General features: G+C 70.4%; 7 protein-coding genes. 4 read left to right on the plus strand and 3 right to left on the minus strand.

The window, feature by feature from the left end:
- The first annotated feature begins 117 nt into the window (after positions 1–117).
- From G6N25_RS22360 to G6N25_RS22375, 4 genes are all read left to right on the plus strand, one after another.
- Positions 118–1,911, plus strand: a complete 1,794-nt coding sequence (locus G6N25_RS22360; protein ID WP_083077548.1) for a glycoside hydrolase family 15 protein — start codon at positions 118–120, stop codon at positions 1,909–1,911.
- Positions 1,912–1,940: 29 nt separating this feature from the next.
- Positions 1,941–2,954: an SDR family oxidoreductase gene (locus G6N25_RS22365; RefSeq protein ID WP_083077546.1), complete on the plus strand. Its 1,014-nt coding sequence runs from the start codon at positions 1,941–1,943 to the stop codon at positions 2,952–2,954.
- A 20-nt stretch (positions 2,955–2,974) separates the two neighbouring features.
- Positions 2,975–4,093 (plus strand): enolase C-terminal domain-like protein, encoded by a 1,119-nt coding sequence (locus tag G6N25_RS22370; RefSeq protein WP_083077544.1) that lies wholly within the window; start codon positions 2,975–2,977, stop codon positions 4,091–4,093.
- A 63-nt stretch (positions 4,094–4,156) separates the two neighbouring features.
- Positions 4,157–5,926, plus strand: coding sequence for an ABC-F family ATP-binding cassette domain-containing protein (locus G6N25_RS22375; RefSeq protein ID WP_083077542.1), 1,770 nt, complete (start codon positions 4,157–4,159; stop codon positions 5,924–5,926).
- Between the two features lie 17 nt (positions 5,927–5,943).
- On the opposite strand, the gene G6N25_RS22380 is transcribed toward G6N25_RS22375, so the two are convergent.
- The 3 genes from G6N25_RS22380 to G6N25_RS22390 all read right to left on the minus strand — a co-directional run bounded on the left by G6N25_RS22380 (position 5,944) and on the right by G6N25_RS22390 (position 16,583).
- Positions 5,944–7,005, minus strand: a complete 1,062-nt coding sequence (locus G6N25_RS22380; protein WP_083077540.1) for a type III polyketide synthase — start codon at positions 7,003–7,005, stop codon at positions 5,944–5,946.
- A 148-nt stretch (positions 7,006–7,153) separates the two neighbouring features.
- On the minus strand, positions 7,154–10,225 hold the full coding sequence (locus G6N25_RS22385) for a type I polyketide synthase (protein WP_083077538.1): 3,072 nt from the start codon (positions 10,223–10,225) through the stop codon (positions 7,154–7,156).
- A 22-nt stretch (positions 10,226–10,247) separates the two neighbouring features.
- Positions 10,248–16,583, minus strand: coding sequence for a type I polyketide synthase (locus G6N25_RS22390; RefSeq protein ID WP_163672536.1), 6,336 nt, complete (start codon positions 16,581–16,583; stop codon positions 10,248–10,250).
- Positions 16,584–16,587: the final 4 nt, after the last annotated feature.

The raw sequence follows: 16,587 nt of genomic DNA on the forward strand, positions 1-16,587 counted from the left end.
AAGGTCCGCGACGCATGCGTGCATGCCGTCAGGACCCTTTCGGTTGAACACACAGCTGGCGCCAACCAGTTCTCTCGACAGCCACTTTGCCGGCGGCGCGGTCGAAGGCAGGGGCTCGTGACTGAGCAGACGATCGACATCGAGGCGGCCTTCCCGCCCCGGGTGCTCCGAGAGTACGCGCTGCTCGCCGACGGCGAGCGCGGCGCGTTGATCGGGCCGCAGGGCGAGGTCACCTGGATGTGCGCGCCACGCTGGGATTCCGACGCCGTCTTCTCCAGCCTGATCGGCGGCGGCGGGGTTTACGCGGTCACCCCGACCGACGTCCGGCACGTGTGGGGCGGCTACTACGAGCCGGGCACGCTGATCTGGCGCAACCGCTGGACCACCCGCGGCGGCATCGTGGAATGCCGCGAGGCGCTGGCCTTTCCGGGCGACCCCGACCGGGTGGTGCTGTTGCGACGCCTCATGGGCCGCCGCGGCACCGCCCGGCTGCGGGTGCTGCTGCAACCGAGCGCCGCGTTCGGGCGCCACGGTCCCGGCCAGCCGAGCCTCGACGACGCAGTGTGGAGCGGCCGGTCGGGGCGGTTGCGGTGGCGGTGGTCGGGGGGCCGCGACGCGCGTCCCGTGCACTCGGCACACGGCCGAGGCGAACCGCTCATGTGCGAGATCACCCTCGACGAGGGCCAGCACCACGATTTGGTGCTGGAGCTTTCCGAACGCGCACTGCCCGACCGGCCGCCCGACCCCGACATCGCCTGGGACGCCACCGAGGCCGCGTGGCGGCGCAGCGTGCCCGAGCTGAACTGCACCATCGCGCCCCGCGACGGGCGCCACGCCTACGCGGTGCTGCGCGGGCTGACCAGCAGCGGCGGCGGCATGGTCGCCGCGGCCACCATGAGCCTGCCCGAACGCGCGCACACCAACCAGAACTACGACTACCGCTACGCCTGGATCCGGGACCAGGCGTACGCCGGGGTCGCCGCCGCGGCCGTCGGGGCGACGGAGCTACTCGACCGTGCGATCGAGTTCGTCGGCGCCCGGCTGCTCGAGGACGGCCCGCACCTCAAACCCGCCTACACCGTCACCGGCGGTTGCGTGCCCGCCGAGGAAACCCTCGACCTGCCCGGCTACCCGGGCGGCACCGACAAGGTCGGCAACCGGGTCAACCAGCAATTCCAGCTCGACGTCTTCGGCGAGGCGCTGCAGCTACTGGCCAGGGGCGGCAGCGCCGACCGGCTCGACGCCGAGGGCTGGCGCGCCGCGCAGGCCGCCGTCGCCGCGATCGAAAAGCGCTGGCGCGACCCGGATGCCGGGATCTGGGAGATCGACGAGCAGCACTGGACGCAGTCCCGCCTGGCGTGCGTGGCCGGGCTGCGTGCCATCGCCAAGGTGGCTGGCGCCGGCACCGAGGTCGCCTCCTGCGCTTCGCTGGCCGACGCCATCCTCGCCGACACCGCGGCCAGCAGCCTGCACCCGCGCGGCGGCTACTGGCAACGCAGCCCGCGGCTGGCCGGGGTCGACGCCTCGCTGCTGCTGCCGCCCGTGCGCGGCGCCGTGCCCGCCGACGATCCCCGCACCCGGGCCACGCTGGACGCCGTCCGCCGGGAACTCGCCCACGACGGGTTCGTCTACCGGTTCCGGCACGACGGGCGTGACCTGGGCGACGCCGAGGGGGCCTTCCTGCTCTGCGGATTCATGATGGCGCTGGCCGAACACCAGCTGGGCCACCACCACTGCGCGATGCGCTGGTTCGAACGCAACCGCGCCGCCTGCGGGCCCCCGGGCCTGTTCTGCGAGGAATACGACGTCAGGCAGCGCCAGCTTCGTGGCAACCTGCCCCAGGCGTTCGCGCACGCCTTGCTGCTGGAATGCACGGCCACCCTCGCCGACGACGCCGTCCACCACGACTGACCGCCCGGATGAAGGAAAGGCAGTCCCCCATGACGCAGACAGTGGTGATCACCGGAGCCAGCGCCGGCATCGGCCGCGCCACCGCCCAACTGTTCGGGCGGCGCGGCGCGAATGTCGCCCTGCTCGCGCGCGGCGCCGCCGGGCTTCAGGGCGCCGCCCGCGACGTCGAGGCCGGCGGCGGCAAGGCGCTGGCCATCCCGACGGACGTGGCCGACCACAAGGCCGTCGCGGCCGCCGCCGACGAGGCCGAAGCCGCGTTCGGGCCCATCGACACCTGGGTCAACGTCGCGTTCACCTCGGTGTTCGCGCCCTTCGGCGAGATCACCGCCGAGGAGTTCAAGCGCGTCACCGAGGTGACCTACCTCGGGTATGTGTACGGCACCATGGCGGCGCTGGCGAAGATGCGCCCGCGCGACCACGGCACCATCGTGCAGGTCGGCTCCGCGCTCGGCCAGCGCTCCATCCCGCTGCAGTCGGCTTACTGCGGCGCCAAGCACGCCGTCAACGGGTTCACCGAATCGGTGCGCTGCGAGCTGCTGCACGAGGACTCGAACGTGCGGATCACCCTGGTGCAGATGTCGGCGGTCAACACCCCCCAGTTTTCCTGGGTGCTGTCCCGCCTGCCCCGCCATCCCCAGCCGGTGCCACCGATCTATCAGCCGGAAGTCGCCGCCCGCGGCGTCGTCCATGCCGCCGATCATCCGGAACGCAAACAATATTGGGTCGGCGACAGCACCGCGGTCACGCTCCTCGGGCAGAAGTTCGTCGCTCCGCTGCTGGACCGCTACCTCGGCCGCACCGGGTACGACTCGCAGCAGACCGACGAACGCGCGAATGGCCATCGGCCGCACAACCTCTGGCAACCGGTCGATCACGAGCCCGGCAGCGACCGCGGCGCGCACGGCGAGTTCGACGACCGGTCGCACGCCCACAGCCCGCAAGCCTGGCTCTCCCACCATCTTTTCGTCGGCGGCACCGGGGCGCTGACCCTTGGCGTGGGCGCGCTGCTCGGGGCGCTTTCGGCCCGCCGGCGGTCGCCCTAGTCGCCGTAGGAGGCCCGTCGTTGTCCACCTTCGATCGCCTTGACTCCCGCATCGACGAGGTCACCGCGCAGGCATACGAAATCCCCACCGACGCACCGGAAGCCGATGGCACCTTCGCCTGGTCGTCGACGACGCTGGTCCTGGTCGAGGCGGTGGCGGGCGGCCGCCGCGGCATCGGCTACACGTATGCGGCCGGTGCGTGCCGCCGGCTGATCACCGGGCCGCTCGCCCACGCGGTCTCCGGGCACAGCGCGCTCGACATCTCCGGCGCATGGGCGTCGATGGTCAGGGCGATCCGCAACGACGGGCGCCCGGGGCTGGCCTCCTGCGCGATCTCGGCGGTCGACACCGCGCTGTGGGACCTCAAAGGCAAACTCCTGGACATACCGGTGTGCAGGCTGCTCGGCGTGGCGCATCCGGAGGTGCCGATCTACGGCAGCGGCGGCTTCACCACCTACGACGAACGAGAGGCCCGCGCCCAGCTGGAGCGTTGGGTCGAAACCTGGGCGATCCCCCGCGTGAAAATCAAGATCGGCGAGTCGTGGGGTTCTGACGAGCGCCGCGACCTGGACCGAATAGCCTTCGCGCGCAAGGTGATCGGGCCCGACACCGAACTGTATGTCGACGCCAACGGAGGCTACCGCCGCAAACAGGCGATCCGGGTCGCCCGCGCCATGGCCGAGCACAACGTCGTCTGGTTCGAAGAGCCCGTGTCGTCCGACGACCTCGCCGGGCTCCGCGAGGTGCGCGACCAGGTCACGGCGGACGTTGCCGCCGGTGAATACGGCTACGACCTGGCCTACTTCAACCGGATGCTGGGCGCCGAAGCCGTCGACTGCCTGCAGATCGACGTCACCCGGTGCGGCGGGATCACCGACTGGCTGCGAGCCGCGGCGGTGGCGGCCGCGCACAACGTCGACGTGTCCGGGCATTGCGCCCCCAACCTGCACGCCCACGTCGCCGCCGCGGTCCCCAACCTGCGGCACCTGGAGTACTTCCACGACCACCACCGCATCGAGCACATGCTCTTCGACGGCGCCCTGTCCCCCGACGGCGGCACGCTGCGGCCGGATCGGCACCGGCCCGGGCTGGGACTCGAGTTCAAACACCGCGACGCCGAGCAGTACCGCGTGGGGTGACCGGCGCCCGCATATACGGGCCCACGTCGGCCGCGCCCCGCCGACTCCCGAAATAATTGCCCGGTGGCGCATCTACTGGGAGCCGAGGCCGTCCGCCTGGAATACCCGACGCAGGTGGTGTTCGAGTCGGTCTCGCTGGGCGTCAACGACGGCGCGCGCATCGGCATCGTGGGGCGCAACGGGGACGGCAAGTCGAGCCTGCTGGGTTTGCTGACGGGCGAACTGCGGCCCGATGCCGGGCGGGTCACCCGGCGCAGCGGGGTGCGGGTCAGCGCGCTGAGCCAGGCGGACACCCTCGACCCCGACCGCACCGTGGGCTGGACACTGGTCGGCGAGGCGCCCGCGCACCAGTGGGCGGGCGACGCGCGGGTGCGCGACGTGGTCGGCGGCCTGGTGTCCGACATGGATTGGGACGCGCCGGTCGCCACGCTGTCCGGCGGGCAGCGCCGGCGGGTGCAGCTGGCCAGGCTGCTGGTCGGCGAATGGGACGTGATCGCCCTCGACGAGCCCACCAACCACCTGGACATCGAGGGAATCACCTGGCTGGCCGGCCACCTGCGGCAACGCTGGGCGCGCAACACCGGCGGGCTGCTGCTGGTCACCCACGACCGCTGGTTTCTCGACGAGGTCGCCACCGCGACGTGGGAGGTGCACGACGGGATCGTCGAGCCGTTCGAGGGCGGGTATGCGGCGTACGTGCTGCAGCGCGTCGAGCGCGACCGGCTGGCCGCCGCGGCCGAGGCCAAGCGGCAGAACCTGATGCGCAAGGAGCTGGCCTGGCTGCGCCGCGGGCCGCCGGCGCGGACCTCGAAGCCCCGGTTCCGGATCGAGGCCGCCAACCAGCTGATCGCCGACGTGCCGCCGCTGCGCAACACCGTCGAGCTGGCCAAGCTGGTGACCGCGCGGCTCGGCAAGGACGTCGTCGACCTGCTCGACGTGTCGGTCTCGTTCGAGGGGCGCCCCGTGCTGCGCGACGTCGAATGGCGGATCGCCCCGGGTGAACGCACCGGCATCGTCGGGGCCAATGGCGCCGGGAAGTCGACGCTGCTGGGGCTGATCGCCGGCACCATCAGGCCGGACACCGGGCGCGTCAAGCGCGGCAAGACCGTTCGGCTGGCGGTGCTCGACCAGCGCGGCGACGACCTGTCGGCGGTCGCGGCCGACCGGATCGCCGACGTGCTGGGCCGGCTGCCCGGCGGCTATCAGGTCGACGGCCGCGAGGTCACCCCGGCCCAGCTGCTGGAGCGGCTCGGGTTCGCGCGCGGCCAGCTGTCGGCGCGGGTCGGCGACCTGTCCGGCGGGCAGCGGCGCCGGTTGCAGCTGATGCTCACGCTGTTGTCGGAACCCAACGTGTTACTCCTCGACGAGCCCACCAACGACGTCGACACCGACATGCTCACGGCCACCGAAGACCTGCTCGACTCCTGGGCGGGCACGCTGATCGTCGTGTCGCACGATCGCTACCTGCTCGAGCGGGTCACCGATCAGCAGTACGCGATCCTCGACGGCCGGCTGCGGCATCTGCCGGGCGGCATCGACGAATACCTGCGGCTGGCCGCCCAGCGGACGACCCCGTCGGCGGCCGAAGCGTCGCCCGCCCAACCGCGGGCGATGTCGGGCGCGCAGCGCCGCTCGGCCGAGAAGGAGCTGGCCGCGGTCGACCGTCAGCTCGCCCGCCTGGCCGATCGGATCGCGGCCAAACACCACGAACTCGCCGACCACGATCAGTCCGACCACGTCGGGTTGACGGAGCTGACCCGCGAGCTGCGCGGCCTGGAAGACGAGGTCGCCGCGCTCGAGAGCCGCTGGTTGGAGCTGTCGGAGACGCTCTGAGCGCCGACGCCACCGGCTCAGTGCCAGCGCAGTAGCACCAGTTCGGAACAGAATCCGGGGCCCATCGCGAGCATCAGCCCGGGGCTGCCGCCGGGCGGCGGCTTGGCGATGGTGTCACGCAGGATGTGCAGCACCGACGCGGACGACAGGTTGGCGATTTCGCCCAGCGAGCGCCAGGTCAGCTCGAGCGCGTCGGGGCCCAGCTCGAGGGACTTGGAGATCGCGTCAATGACTTTCGGGCCGCCGGGATGGCTCACCCACGCGCCGACGTCGTCCTTGGTCAGGCCGTGGGTGGCGAGGAATCCGGTGACGTCGTCGTCCAGGTAGCGGTCGATCACCGTGGTGAGCTCCGGGGACAGCACCAGCTGGAGGCCGGCGGAGCTGACGTTCCAGCCCATGATGTGCAGCGATTCGGGGTACATGCGGCTGCGCGAATCGAGGACGTCGGGGCCGCTGGCACGAACCCGTTCGGCGCGACGTTCGCCGACGGCCACCACCGCGGCCGCCCCGTCACCGAACAACGCGCTGCCGACCAGGCAGGACACCGTCGGTTTGAGCGCCGTGTAGGTGAGCGAGCAAAGCTCGACCGAGATCAGGACCGCGACGCCGTCGGGCGCGCCGCGCAGGTAGTCGTGCAGCCGGGCCACCCCCGCCGCGCCGGCCACGCATCCCAGCCCGAACAGGGGCATCCGGCGCACATCCGGCCGCAGGCCGAGCCGCCCGGCGATCCGGGCGTCCAGCGACGGCACCGCCACGCCGGTGACCGTCGTGGTGACGATCATGTCGACGTCCTGGGGTTGCAGGCCCGCCTCGTCGAGGGCGCCCGCGAGCGCCTCGCAGCCGAGGTCCACGGCGTGTTCGAGGAAGATCTCGTTGGCCTCGCCGAAGTCGGTCAGCGACGGGTAGCGCTCCAGCGGCAGGACGAAATGGCGGCTGTTGACCTTGGCGGCCGCGTGCAGGCGCCGGATGATCTCCTCGTGTTCCCTCAGTCCTGGGAAGTCGACGAACTGGTCGGTGATTTCGCCCTGGCTATACCGATGCGGTGGCAGCGCGCCGAACACACCTGCGATAACGCTCATGCCCCCACCCTTTTAGGCAACGTCGAGGACCCCAATCCCAGCAGCTTAAGTGGTCGTGTGGGGGCACGCAAAGTTGCGCCTATTCAACACATGTCGCATTTGGGGTTTGACATCGTTGTCGTAATGGCGTTCACCAGCGCGGATTTCGTCATTCGGCGTCGTCGTCGCGGTCCGATTCGAGCGCCATCACAATCAGCGCCTCGGGGCTTAGCGAGTCGATGGTGTCGTCGCCGATCGTCGAATCGGTAAGCGGCTTTTCCGGATCGCCGGCTAGCAGTAATAGCGTGTCGAGCAGTCCGGTTCTTCGAAGCTCATGGATCGGGATCTTGCGTAGCGAAGACCAGATCTTCTCCTCGTCGGACTCTCCGTGATCGCCGCGCAGCAGCTGCTGGCGCAGGTGCTCGGCCAGCGCTGTGGGCGTGGGGTGGTCGAAGACCAGGGTGCGTGACAACGCCAGCCCGGTGTCGGCTTTCAGGCGGTTGCGAAGCTCGACGCCGGTCATCGAGTCGAACCCGAGGTCCTGAAAGGCACGCTCGGAATCCACGGCGTGCGTATCCGAATGTCCCAGGGCGGCCGCCGCGTGCACGCGCACCAACTCGACCAGTTGGCGGTGCTGCTCGTCGGGCTCCAGCTGTCGCAGGCGCTCGGCCCAGTCGGCCGGTTCGGTCGGTAAGGCCGGCGGCGTGTCCGTGCCCGAGTTCAGCCAAAAGCGTTGACGGGCAAAGCCGTACGTCGGCAACGGAATCCGGCGGCCGCCCCGCAGCGCCGCGTCCCAGCGCACCGCGACGCCGGCGGCGAACAGGCGGCCGGCCGCGGTGAGCAGTGCGTCCGCTTCGGGGCGGTCGTTGACCATCGTCACCACCGACACCGGCTCCTGGGTCGTCAGCGATTGCTCGACCGAGGCGCTGAGACCACCACCGGGGCCCACCTCGACGAAGAGCCCGGCCCCCAGCGACTCGGCGGCGCGCACCCCGTCGAGGAAACGCACCGGCCGGCGCACGTGCTCGACCCAATACCGCGCCGACCCGTACCCGGGCCCCGCCTGCCGACCGGAAACGTTGGACAGCAAGGCAATCCGTGGTTCCGCGGGCGACACCGACGCCACCGCCGCGGCGAAGTCCTCGACCATCGGCTCCATCAATGCCGAGTGAAACGCGTGCGAGACGGCCAATCGGTGCACCCGCCTGCCCCGCTGGGCCAGGCCGCCGGCGATCGCGGCGACCGGGGCCTCGGCGCCGGAGATCACCACCGCGTCCGGCCCGTTGACCGCCGCGATCGTCACCCCGCCGGTCAACAGCGGCGCCACGTCGGCCTCGCTGGCGGCCACCGCAACCATCGCGCCGCCGGGGGGCAGGCCGGCCATCAAACGGCCCCGCCTCGCCACCACCTCGGCCGCATCCGCCAGCGACAGCACCCCCGCCACGTGGGCCGCGGTGATCTCGCCCACCGAATGCCCCATCACGAGGTCCGGGGTCACGCCCCAGTCCCCCAACAACGCCGTCAACGCCACCTCGATGGCGAATAGCGCGGGCTGCGCAAACTCGGTGTCGCCCAACAGCGTTGCGTCACCGCCCCACATGACGTCGGGCAAGGGCAGCCGCAGGTGGGCTTCCAGTGCCGTGGCGGCCTCGTCGAAAGCCCGTGCAAACGCGGGGAAGTCGCCGTACAGGCGGGCGCCCATCCCCGGCCATTGCGCGCCCTGGCCGGGAAACACGAACACGGTCTTGCCCGGTGAGCGCGCCCGGCCCAGCACCACGTTGGGACGCGGCTCCGCGGACGCCAGTCCCGCCAGTCCGGCCGCGAGGTTCTCGCGGTCGGGGCCCACCAACACCGCCCGATGCTCGAACACCGCCCGCGTCGTCGCCAACGACCACGCCACGTCGGCGACGCCCACCTCGGGATCGTCGGCCAGGTGCGCCAGCAGCCGTGCGGCCTGATTCGCCAGTGCCCGTTGCGAACGACCGGACAGCACCCACGCCGTCGGCGAAGCATTACCCTGCGCCGCGGACGCTTTCGGCTCCGCCGGCGCCTCCTCGACGATCACGTGCGCGTTGGTTCCGCCCATGCCGAACGACGACACCCCTGCCCGCCGCGGCCCACCCACCGGCCACGGGGCCGGCGTGGTGGCGACTCGCAGCCCCAGGCCTTCCAGATCGATCCCGGGGCTGGGGGCGGCGTAGTTGAGACTGGGTGGAATCACGGCGTTTTCGATCGCCAGCACGGTCTTGAGCAATCCGGCGATGCCCGCGGCGCTTCCCGCGTGCCCGATGTTGGTCTTTACCGACCCCAGGCTCACCGGGCGGTGTCGGCGGCCGGCGAACACTTCGCCGAGGGCCTTCGCCTCCACGGGATCACCGATTTTGGTGCCGGCGCCATGGGCCTCGATGTACTCGAGTTGGCCGGCGTCCAGGCCCGCGCCCGCGAGGGCCCGCCGGATGACGTCGGCCTGCGCCGCGACGGCGGGCACGGTCTGTCCGGCGGCGCGATGCCCGGCGTTGCCGACCGCGCTGCCGCGAATGATGGCGCGGATGCGGTTCCCGTCGTCGAGGGCGGCGGGTAGCGGCTTGAGGAGCACGAGGCCGCCGCCCTGGCTTCGGACGTAGCCGTCGGCGCGTCCGTCGAACGCGTAGGTGTGGCCCGAGGTCGACACCGCACCGAATTCCCTTTCCAGCATTGCGGTCTCGCCCGCCAGGTTCAGGTGCACGCCGCCGGCGATCGCCAACGCCGACTCGCCCGTGCGGAGGCTTTCACACGCGAGGTGCACCGCTACCAGGGAGGACGATTGGCCGGAATCGACGGTCAAGCTGGAGCCATGGAGCCCGAAGGCATAGGAGATCCGGTTTGCGATCATCGCCCGGCTGATACCGGCAAACGAGTGGTGGTCGAGGCCTTCCGCGGTGTCGCCCAGCGTCAACACCGCATAGTCGTCGTTCATCGCTCCGAGGTAAACGGAGACCTGTTCTCCGCGTAGGGTTTCCGGTACGACGAACGCGTCTTCGCATAGTTCCCAGGTCAGTTCGAGTGCCAGTCGCTGTCGCGGGTCCATCGCGCGGGCCTCGCGCGGCGACACGTTGAAAAAGTCCGCGTCGAACTCGGCGACGTCAGCGCCCAGCCGCGTGACTTCGACGCCGTCGTGGATGAGACGCCAGAACTCGTGGGGGCTGGCGGCGCCGGGGAATCTGCATGCGAGCCCGATGACTGCTATGGCTGTCGATTGCACGAGGTCCTTCGACTCGTCGGGGTCAGGGATTGAGTTCTTCGTCGAGGAGGGCGAAGAGCTGGCTTTCGGTGGCGGTGTCGATGTCGTCGTCGTAGGGCTCGGCGGGATCGGGCTCCGGGTCGGGGGCGCTGAGCGTGGTGAGCAGGTTGTGGATGCGGGTGTTGAGTTGTGTTTTCTCGTCGGGTTTCCAGTCGGGTTGGTTGAGCAGGGTGTGTAGTTCGCGGGTGAGGGCGTCGATGCGGGCCATGCGGTCGGGTCGGTCGTCGTCCGGGGTTGTGGTGGCTAGTTGGGTGTTGATGTGTTCGGCCAGTGCGGCCGGTGTGGGGTGGTCGAAGATCAGGGTGGGTGACAGGGTGAGGCCGGTGGCGGTTTTGAGTCGGTTGCGTAGTTCGACGGCGGTGAGTGAGTCAAAGCCCAGGTCTTGGAATGCGCTGTCGGCGTTGATGTCGGCGGTGCTGTGTCCCAGCACGGTGGCGGCGTTGCCGCACACCAGGTCGACCAGCGCGCGGTGGCGCTGCTCCGCGGTGAGTCCCTGCAGGCGCGCACGCAGGCCCGCCGTCGACGCGGTGCCGGCGTCGACGATGCGCCGGGTTGGGCGGGTCGCCAACTCGGACAGCATGGGCGGCAGCGCGGCGCCGGCGTGGGCCAGCGCCGCCGTGTCCAGTCGGGCGGCCGCCAGCACCGGGTGGCCGGCCAGCATCGCGTCATCGAAAAGCGTCAGCGCCTGTTGACCGGACAACGGCGCCAACCCGATTCGCCTCATCCGGGCGCGGTCCGCGTCTCCGAGGTGGCGTGTCATCGCCGAGGTTTGTTCCCAGAGTCCCCAGGCTAGTGACAGTCCGGGGAGTCTGTGTGCGTGTCGGTGGGTGGCTAGGGCGTCGAGGAAGCTGTTGGCGGCCGCGTAGTTGGCTTGGCCCGGGGAGCCCACGATCCCGGCCATCGAGGAAAACATCACGAACGCCGATAAATCCAGGTTTTTGGTCAGCTCGTGCAGATGCCAGGCCCCGTCGACCTTGGCGCGTAACACCGCATCCATCCGATCCGGGGTCAGCGAGGCGATCAACCCATCATCGAGAACCCCCGCGGCATGAATGATCCCACGCAGCGGATAGCGCTCCGGCACCCGGGCCAGCAGTTCGGCTACCGCATCCCGGTCACCGACATCGCAGGCGATGACCGACACGGTCGCGCCGGCGTCTTCGAGCTGGGCGACCAGCTCGGTGGCCCCCTCGGCGTTCGCGCCGTGGCGGCTGGCCAGCATCACGTGGGCCACCCGATAGCGGTCAACGAGGTGACGAGCCAGCGCCGAACCGGCCATGCCGGTGCCACCGGTGATCAACACCGTCGCGTCGGCCAGCCCACCGGGCCCCTCGGGCACGGTGAGCACCACCTTGCCGATATGGCGGGCCTGGCTGACAAACCGGTAGGCCTCGACCGCGCGCCGCACATCAAACACGGTGAGCGGCAACGACTCCAACACACCGTCGCGCAGCAGGCCCATCAGCTCGGCCAGCATCGCGGCGATCCGGTCCGGGCCGGCCTCCATCAGATCAAACGCCCGATACCGCACGCCGGGGTATTGCTGGGCGATTAGCTGCGGATCGCGTAGGTCGGTCTTGCCCATCTCGACAAAACACCCACCCCCGACCAGCAGCCGCAACGACGCATCAATGAACTCCCCGGCCAGCGAGTTGAGCACCACATCGACCCCGGCCCCACCGGTGGCGGCCAAAAACTTCTCGGCAAACCCCAACGACCGCGAATCGGCGATATGGTCGTCGTCAAACCCCATCGCCTGCAACGTGTCCCACTTGGCGCGGCTGGCCGTGACGAACACCTCGGCACCCCAATGACGCGCCAACCGCACCGCGGCCATCCCCACCCCACCCGTGGCGGCATGCACCAACACCCGCTGACCAGCCCCCAACCCCGCCAACACCGACAACCCATACCAGGCCGTCAAAAACACCACCGGCACACCCGCCGCCCGCTCCAACGACCACCCCGCCGGCACGGGTGCGACCAACCGCGCATCGACCACCGCTTCGGAACCCACCACCCCCAGCAACCCCAACACCGCATCACCAACCGCCAACCCGGCCACACCCGGGCCCACCTCGACCACCACCCCGGCGCCCTCGGCGCCCAACTCGCCACCACCGGGATACATGCCCAACCCCACCAGCACGTCCCGAAAATTCACCCCCACCGCGCCCACCGCCACCCGCACCTGCCCAACCCCCAACTGCGCCCGCGGACACGGCTGAACCACCAGGTCTTCGAGCGTGCCCCCACCACCGGCGACCAACCGCCACCCCCCCAATGGCAGCGTGAGCAGCGACTCAGCCGCGACCGGCGCCAACCGTGGCGCATACACCGCACCGTCACGCACCACCAACTGCGGCTCACCACAACCGATCACGGACTCGACATCCACCGAGCCGTCCGAATCCACCAACACCACCCGCCCCGGATGCTCAGCCTGCGCCGACCGCACCAACCCCCACACCGCCGCACCCGCCAAATCCGTGACGCCCTCCCCGGCCAACCCCACCGCCCCACAAGTCAGCACCACCAACACACCAGACCCATCACCGCCCAACCACGACCGCAACACCCCCAACACCTCGGTGGCCGCCTCATGCACGGACCGCACCACCCCCGCACCGGCCGAACCCGGCTCCCACACCACCACGCCGTCACCAATACCTTTGTTCCCCAAGGTGACCGGTGACCACGCCACCTCCAGCAGCCCCTCGGCCGAAGCGGCGATCGCCGACAACTGTCCGGGCGATGCGGGCCGCATCACCAACTCCCGCACCGACAACACCGGCAACCCCGCGCCATCGGCCAGCTCCACCGACACCGCCCCCACGCCCGCCGGCGCCAACCGGACCCGGACCCGCGAGGCCCCGGCCGCATGCAAGCACACCCCCTGCCAGGAAAACGGCAACACGATGTGATCCCGCTCGCCGTCCATCCCCAGCGCATGCAACGCCGCATCCAACAGCACCGGATGCATCCCGAACCCGCCGAGTTGGACGCCGGCGTCCCGCGGGACCTCGACCTCGGCGAAAATCTCGGCCCCCCGCCGCCACACCGCCCGCGCACCCCGAAACGCCGGCCCATACGCGTAACCCCGCGCCGCCAACCGTTCATAGCCATCGGTCACATCGACCGGCATCGCACCCACCGGCGGCCACACCGACAGATCAACGACCGGCGCCACCGAACCCGAGCCCACCTCCCCCTCGGCATGCAACACCCACCTCGAACCCGGCGCAGCGCCAAGCGAATACACCGACACCTCACGGTTTCCCGACTCACCGGGAGCACCAACCACCACCTGCACCCGCACCCCACCGCCCGTCGGCAACACCAACGGAGCCGACAACGTCAACTCCCCAATCACCGAACAACCCACCTCATCGGCGGCCCGCAACACCAACTCGACGAAGCCGGCCCCGGGAAACAACACCGCCCCAGCCACCGCATGGTCGGCCAACCACGGCTGGCCGACCACCGACAACCGACCCGTCAACACCACCCCGCCCGAATCCGGTCGCTCCACCACCGCACCCAACAACCCATGCCCAGCACCCACCAACCCCAAGGTGCTCACATCCCCCGACCCCACCAACCCCGCCGACAACCAAAACCGGCGCCGCTGAAAGGCATACGTCGGCAACGCGACCGGCCGGGCGCCCACGCCGTCGAACACCGCTGCCCAGTCCACGCCGACACCGGCGGCGAACAGGCTGCCGGCCGCGAGCAGCAGCGAGTCGATCTCGGGGCGGTCTTTGGCCATCGTCACCGCCGATGCCGCCGGATCGACGGTTAGCGATTGCGCCAGCGCCGCCGTCAACGCGGCACCGGGGCCCACCTCAACAAACGCGCCGGTCCCCAGCGACTGGGCGGTTCGCACCCCGTCGAGGAAACGCACCGGTTGGCGCACGTGCTCGACCCAATACGCCGGCGACCCATATCCGGGCTCGGCCAGCCGCCCAGTCACGTTGGACACCAACCCGATCCGCGGCTCGGCGGCCGACACCCCGGCCACCACCGCGGCGAAGTCCTCCATCATCGGCTCCATCAGCGGTGAGTGGAACGCGTGCGAGACCGCCAGTCGATGCACTCGTCGACCCAGCCTCGCCAGCCGGTCCGTCACGGCCTCGACCGCGGACTGTTCGCCCGAAAGCACCACCGCCTCGGGGCCATTGATCGCCGCGATGCTCACGCCCTCGGTCAGCAAGGGTGCCACCTCGGCCTCGCCGGCGGCCACGGCCATCATCACCCCATCGGCGGGCAACCCCGCCATCAGCCGGCCCCGGGCCGCCACGACGCGCGCCGCGTCGGCGAGCGACATCGCCCCGGCCACGTACGCCGCGGCGAGCTCCCCCACCGAATGTCCCATCACCACGTCGGGTACCACGCTCCAGGACTGCCACAGCGCCGCCAACGCCACCTCGAGGGCAAACAACGCGGGCTGGGCAAATTCGGTGCTCTCCAACAACTCCGGGTCGCCGCCCCACATCACCTGGCGCAGCGGCAACCGCGTGTGGCCGTCCAACGCCGACACGGCCTGGTCGAAGGCGCCGGCGAACACGGGAAAGCGTTCGTACAGCGCCGCGCCCATGCCCAACCATTGCGAGCCCTGGCCGGGAAACGCGAACACGATCTTGCCGACCGTCCGCGCGCGCCCCACCCGCACCGAGGCGTCCGGATCCCCGGACGCCAGGCCCGCCAGCGCGCCCATCAGGGTGTCACGGTCGGCGCCGACGAGCACCGCCCGGTGCTCGAACACCGACCGCGTGGTCGCCAGCGACCAGCCCACGTCCTGCACGGTCAGGCCCGGATTGGCGCTCAGGTGTGCCAACAATCGCGCCGCCTGAGCCGCCAGGGCCTGCTCGGAACGGGCCGACACGACCCAGGGCACCACGGGTTCGGGGCGATCGCGTTCGGGCGCAACCGCTGCCGGCGCCGCGGGAGGTTCCTCGACGATCACGTGCGCGTTGGTGCCGCTGATGCCGAACGACGACACCCCCGCCCGGCGCGGCCGATCCACCGCGGGCCACGGCCGCGGCTCGGTCAACACCGACACCGCCCCGGCCGACCAATCCACATGCGGCGTCGGCACATCCACGTGCAACGTCTTGGGCATCACCCCATGACGAATCGCCTGCACCACCTTGATCACCCCGGCCACCCCCGCGGCGGCCGACGTATGCCCGATATTGGATTTGATCGACCCCAACCATAACGGCCGATCCATTGGCCGGTCCTGCCCATACGTCGCCAACAACGCCTGGGCCTCAATCGGATCCCCCAACGTGGTCCCCGTCCCATGCCCCTCCACCACGTCCACGTCGGCCGCGGCCAGCCCGGCGTTGGCCAGGGCGGCGCGGATCACCCGCTGCTGCGACGGCCCATTCGGTGCGGTCAAGCCGTTGGAGGCGCCATCCTGATTCACCGCCGATCCCCGCAGCACCGCCAACACCGGATGCCCCAACCGCCGCGCATCGGCCAACCGCTCCAACACCAGCACCCCGGCACCTTCCGACCACGAAGTGCCGTCGGCGGCACCGGCATACACCTTGCACCGGCCGTCGGGGGCCAGTGCCCGTTGCCGGCTGAACTCCACGAACGCCGCCGGCGTGGCCATCACCGTCACCCCGCCGGCCAGCGCCAGATCACACTCCCCCGACCGCAACGACTGCGCCGCCAAATGCATCGCCACCAGCGACGACGAACACGCCGTATCCACCGACACCGCCGGGCCCACCAACCCCAACGCATACGCCACCCGACCCGACGCCACGCTCAGCGTGGAACCGGTGAGCCCATAGCCCTCCAGCTCGCCCTTCACCTCGCCGCCGTAGCCGGCGTGGATGACGCCGGCGAACACCCCGGTCGCCGAGCCGCGCAGCGCAAGGGGGTCAATCCCGGCCCGCTCCAACGCCTCCCACGACACCTCGAGCATCAGCCGTTGTTGTGGATCCATCGCCAGCGCCTCGCTGGGTCCGATGCCGAAGAATCCGGCATCGAAGTCGGCGGCGTTCCGCAAAAAGCTGCCCTGACGCGTGTACATCTTGCCCGGCGCGTCGGGGTCGGGGTCGAACAACGAGTCGATGTCCCAGCCACGATCGGTGGGAAAGTCGGCCACCGCGTCACGGCCTTCGATCACCATCTCCCACAAGGCTTCCGGTGAATCGACGCCACCCGCGTAGCGGCAGGCCATTCCCACCATCGCGACCGGCTCGGACAGCTTGCCTTCGAGCTCGGAGAGGCGCCGACGTGTCCGCCTGAGATCCGCGGTCAGGCGTTTGAGGTAATCGACATGCTTCTCGGTGCTCGACATGGTT

The organism is Mycobacterium heidelbergense, assembly GCF_010730745.1.
Classification (GTDB): Bacteria; Actinomycetota; Actinomycetes; order Mycobacteriales; family Mycobacteriaceae; genus Mycobacterium; species Mycobacterium heidelbergense.

What these genes read in the sequence shown, in the direction of transcription:
- G6N25_RS22365 (WP_083077546.1), top strand. Translation starts at nt 1,941, where the DNA reads ATGACGCAGACAGTGGTGATCACCGGAGCCAGCGCCGGCATCGGCCGC.
- G6N25_RS22380 (WP_083077540.1), bottom strand. Translation starts at nt 7,005, where the DNA reads ATGAGCGTTATCGCAGGTGTGTTCGGCGCGCTGCCACCGCATCGGTAT.
- G6N25_RS22390 (WP_163672536.1), bottom strand. Translation starts at nt 16,583, where the DNA reads ATGTCGAGCACCGAGAAGCATGTCGATTACCTCAAACGCCTGACCGCG.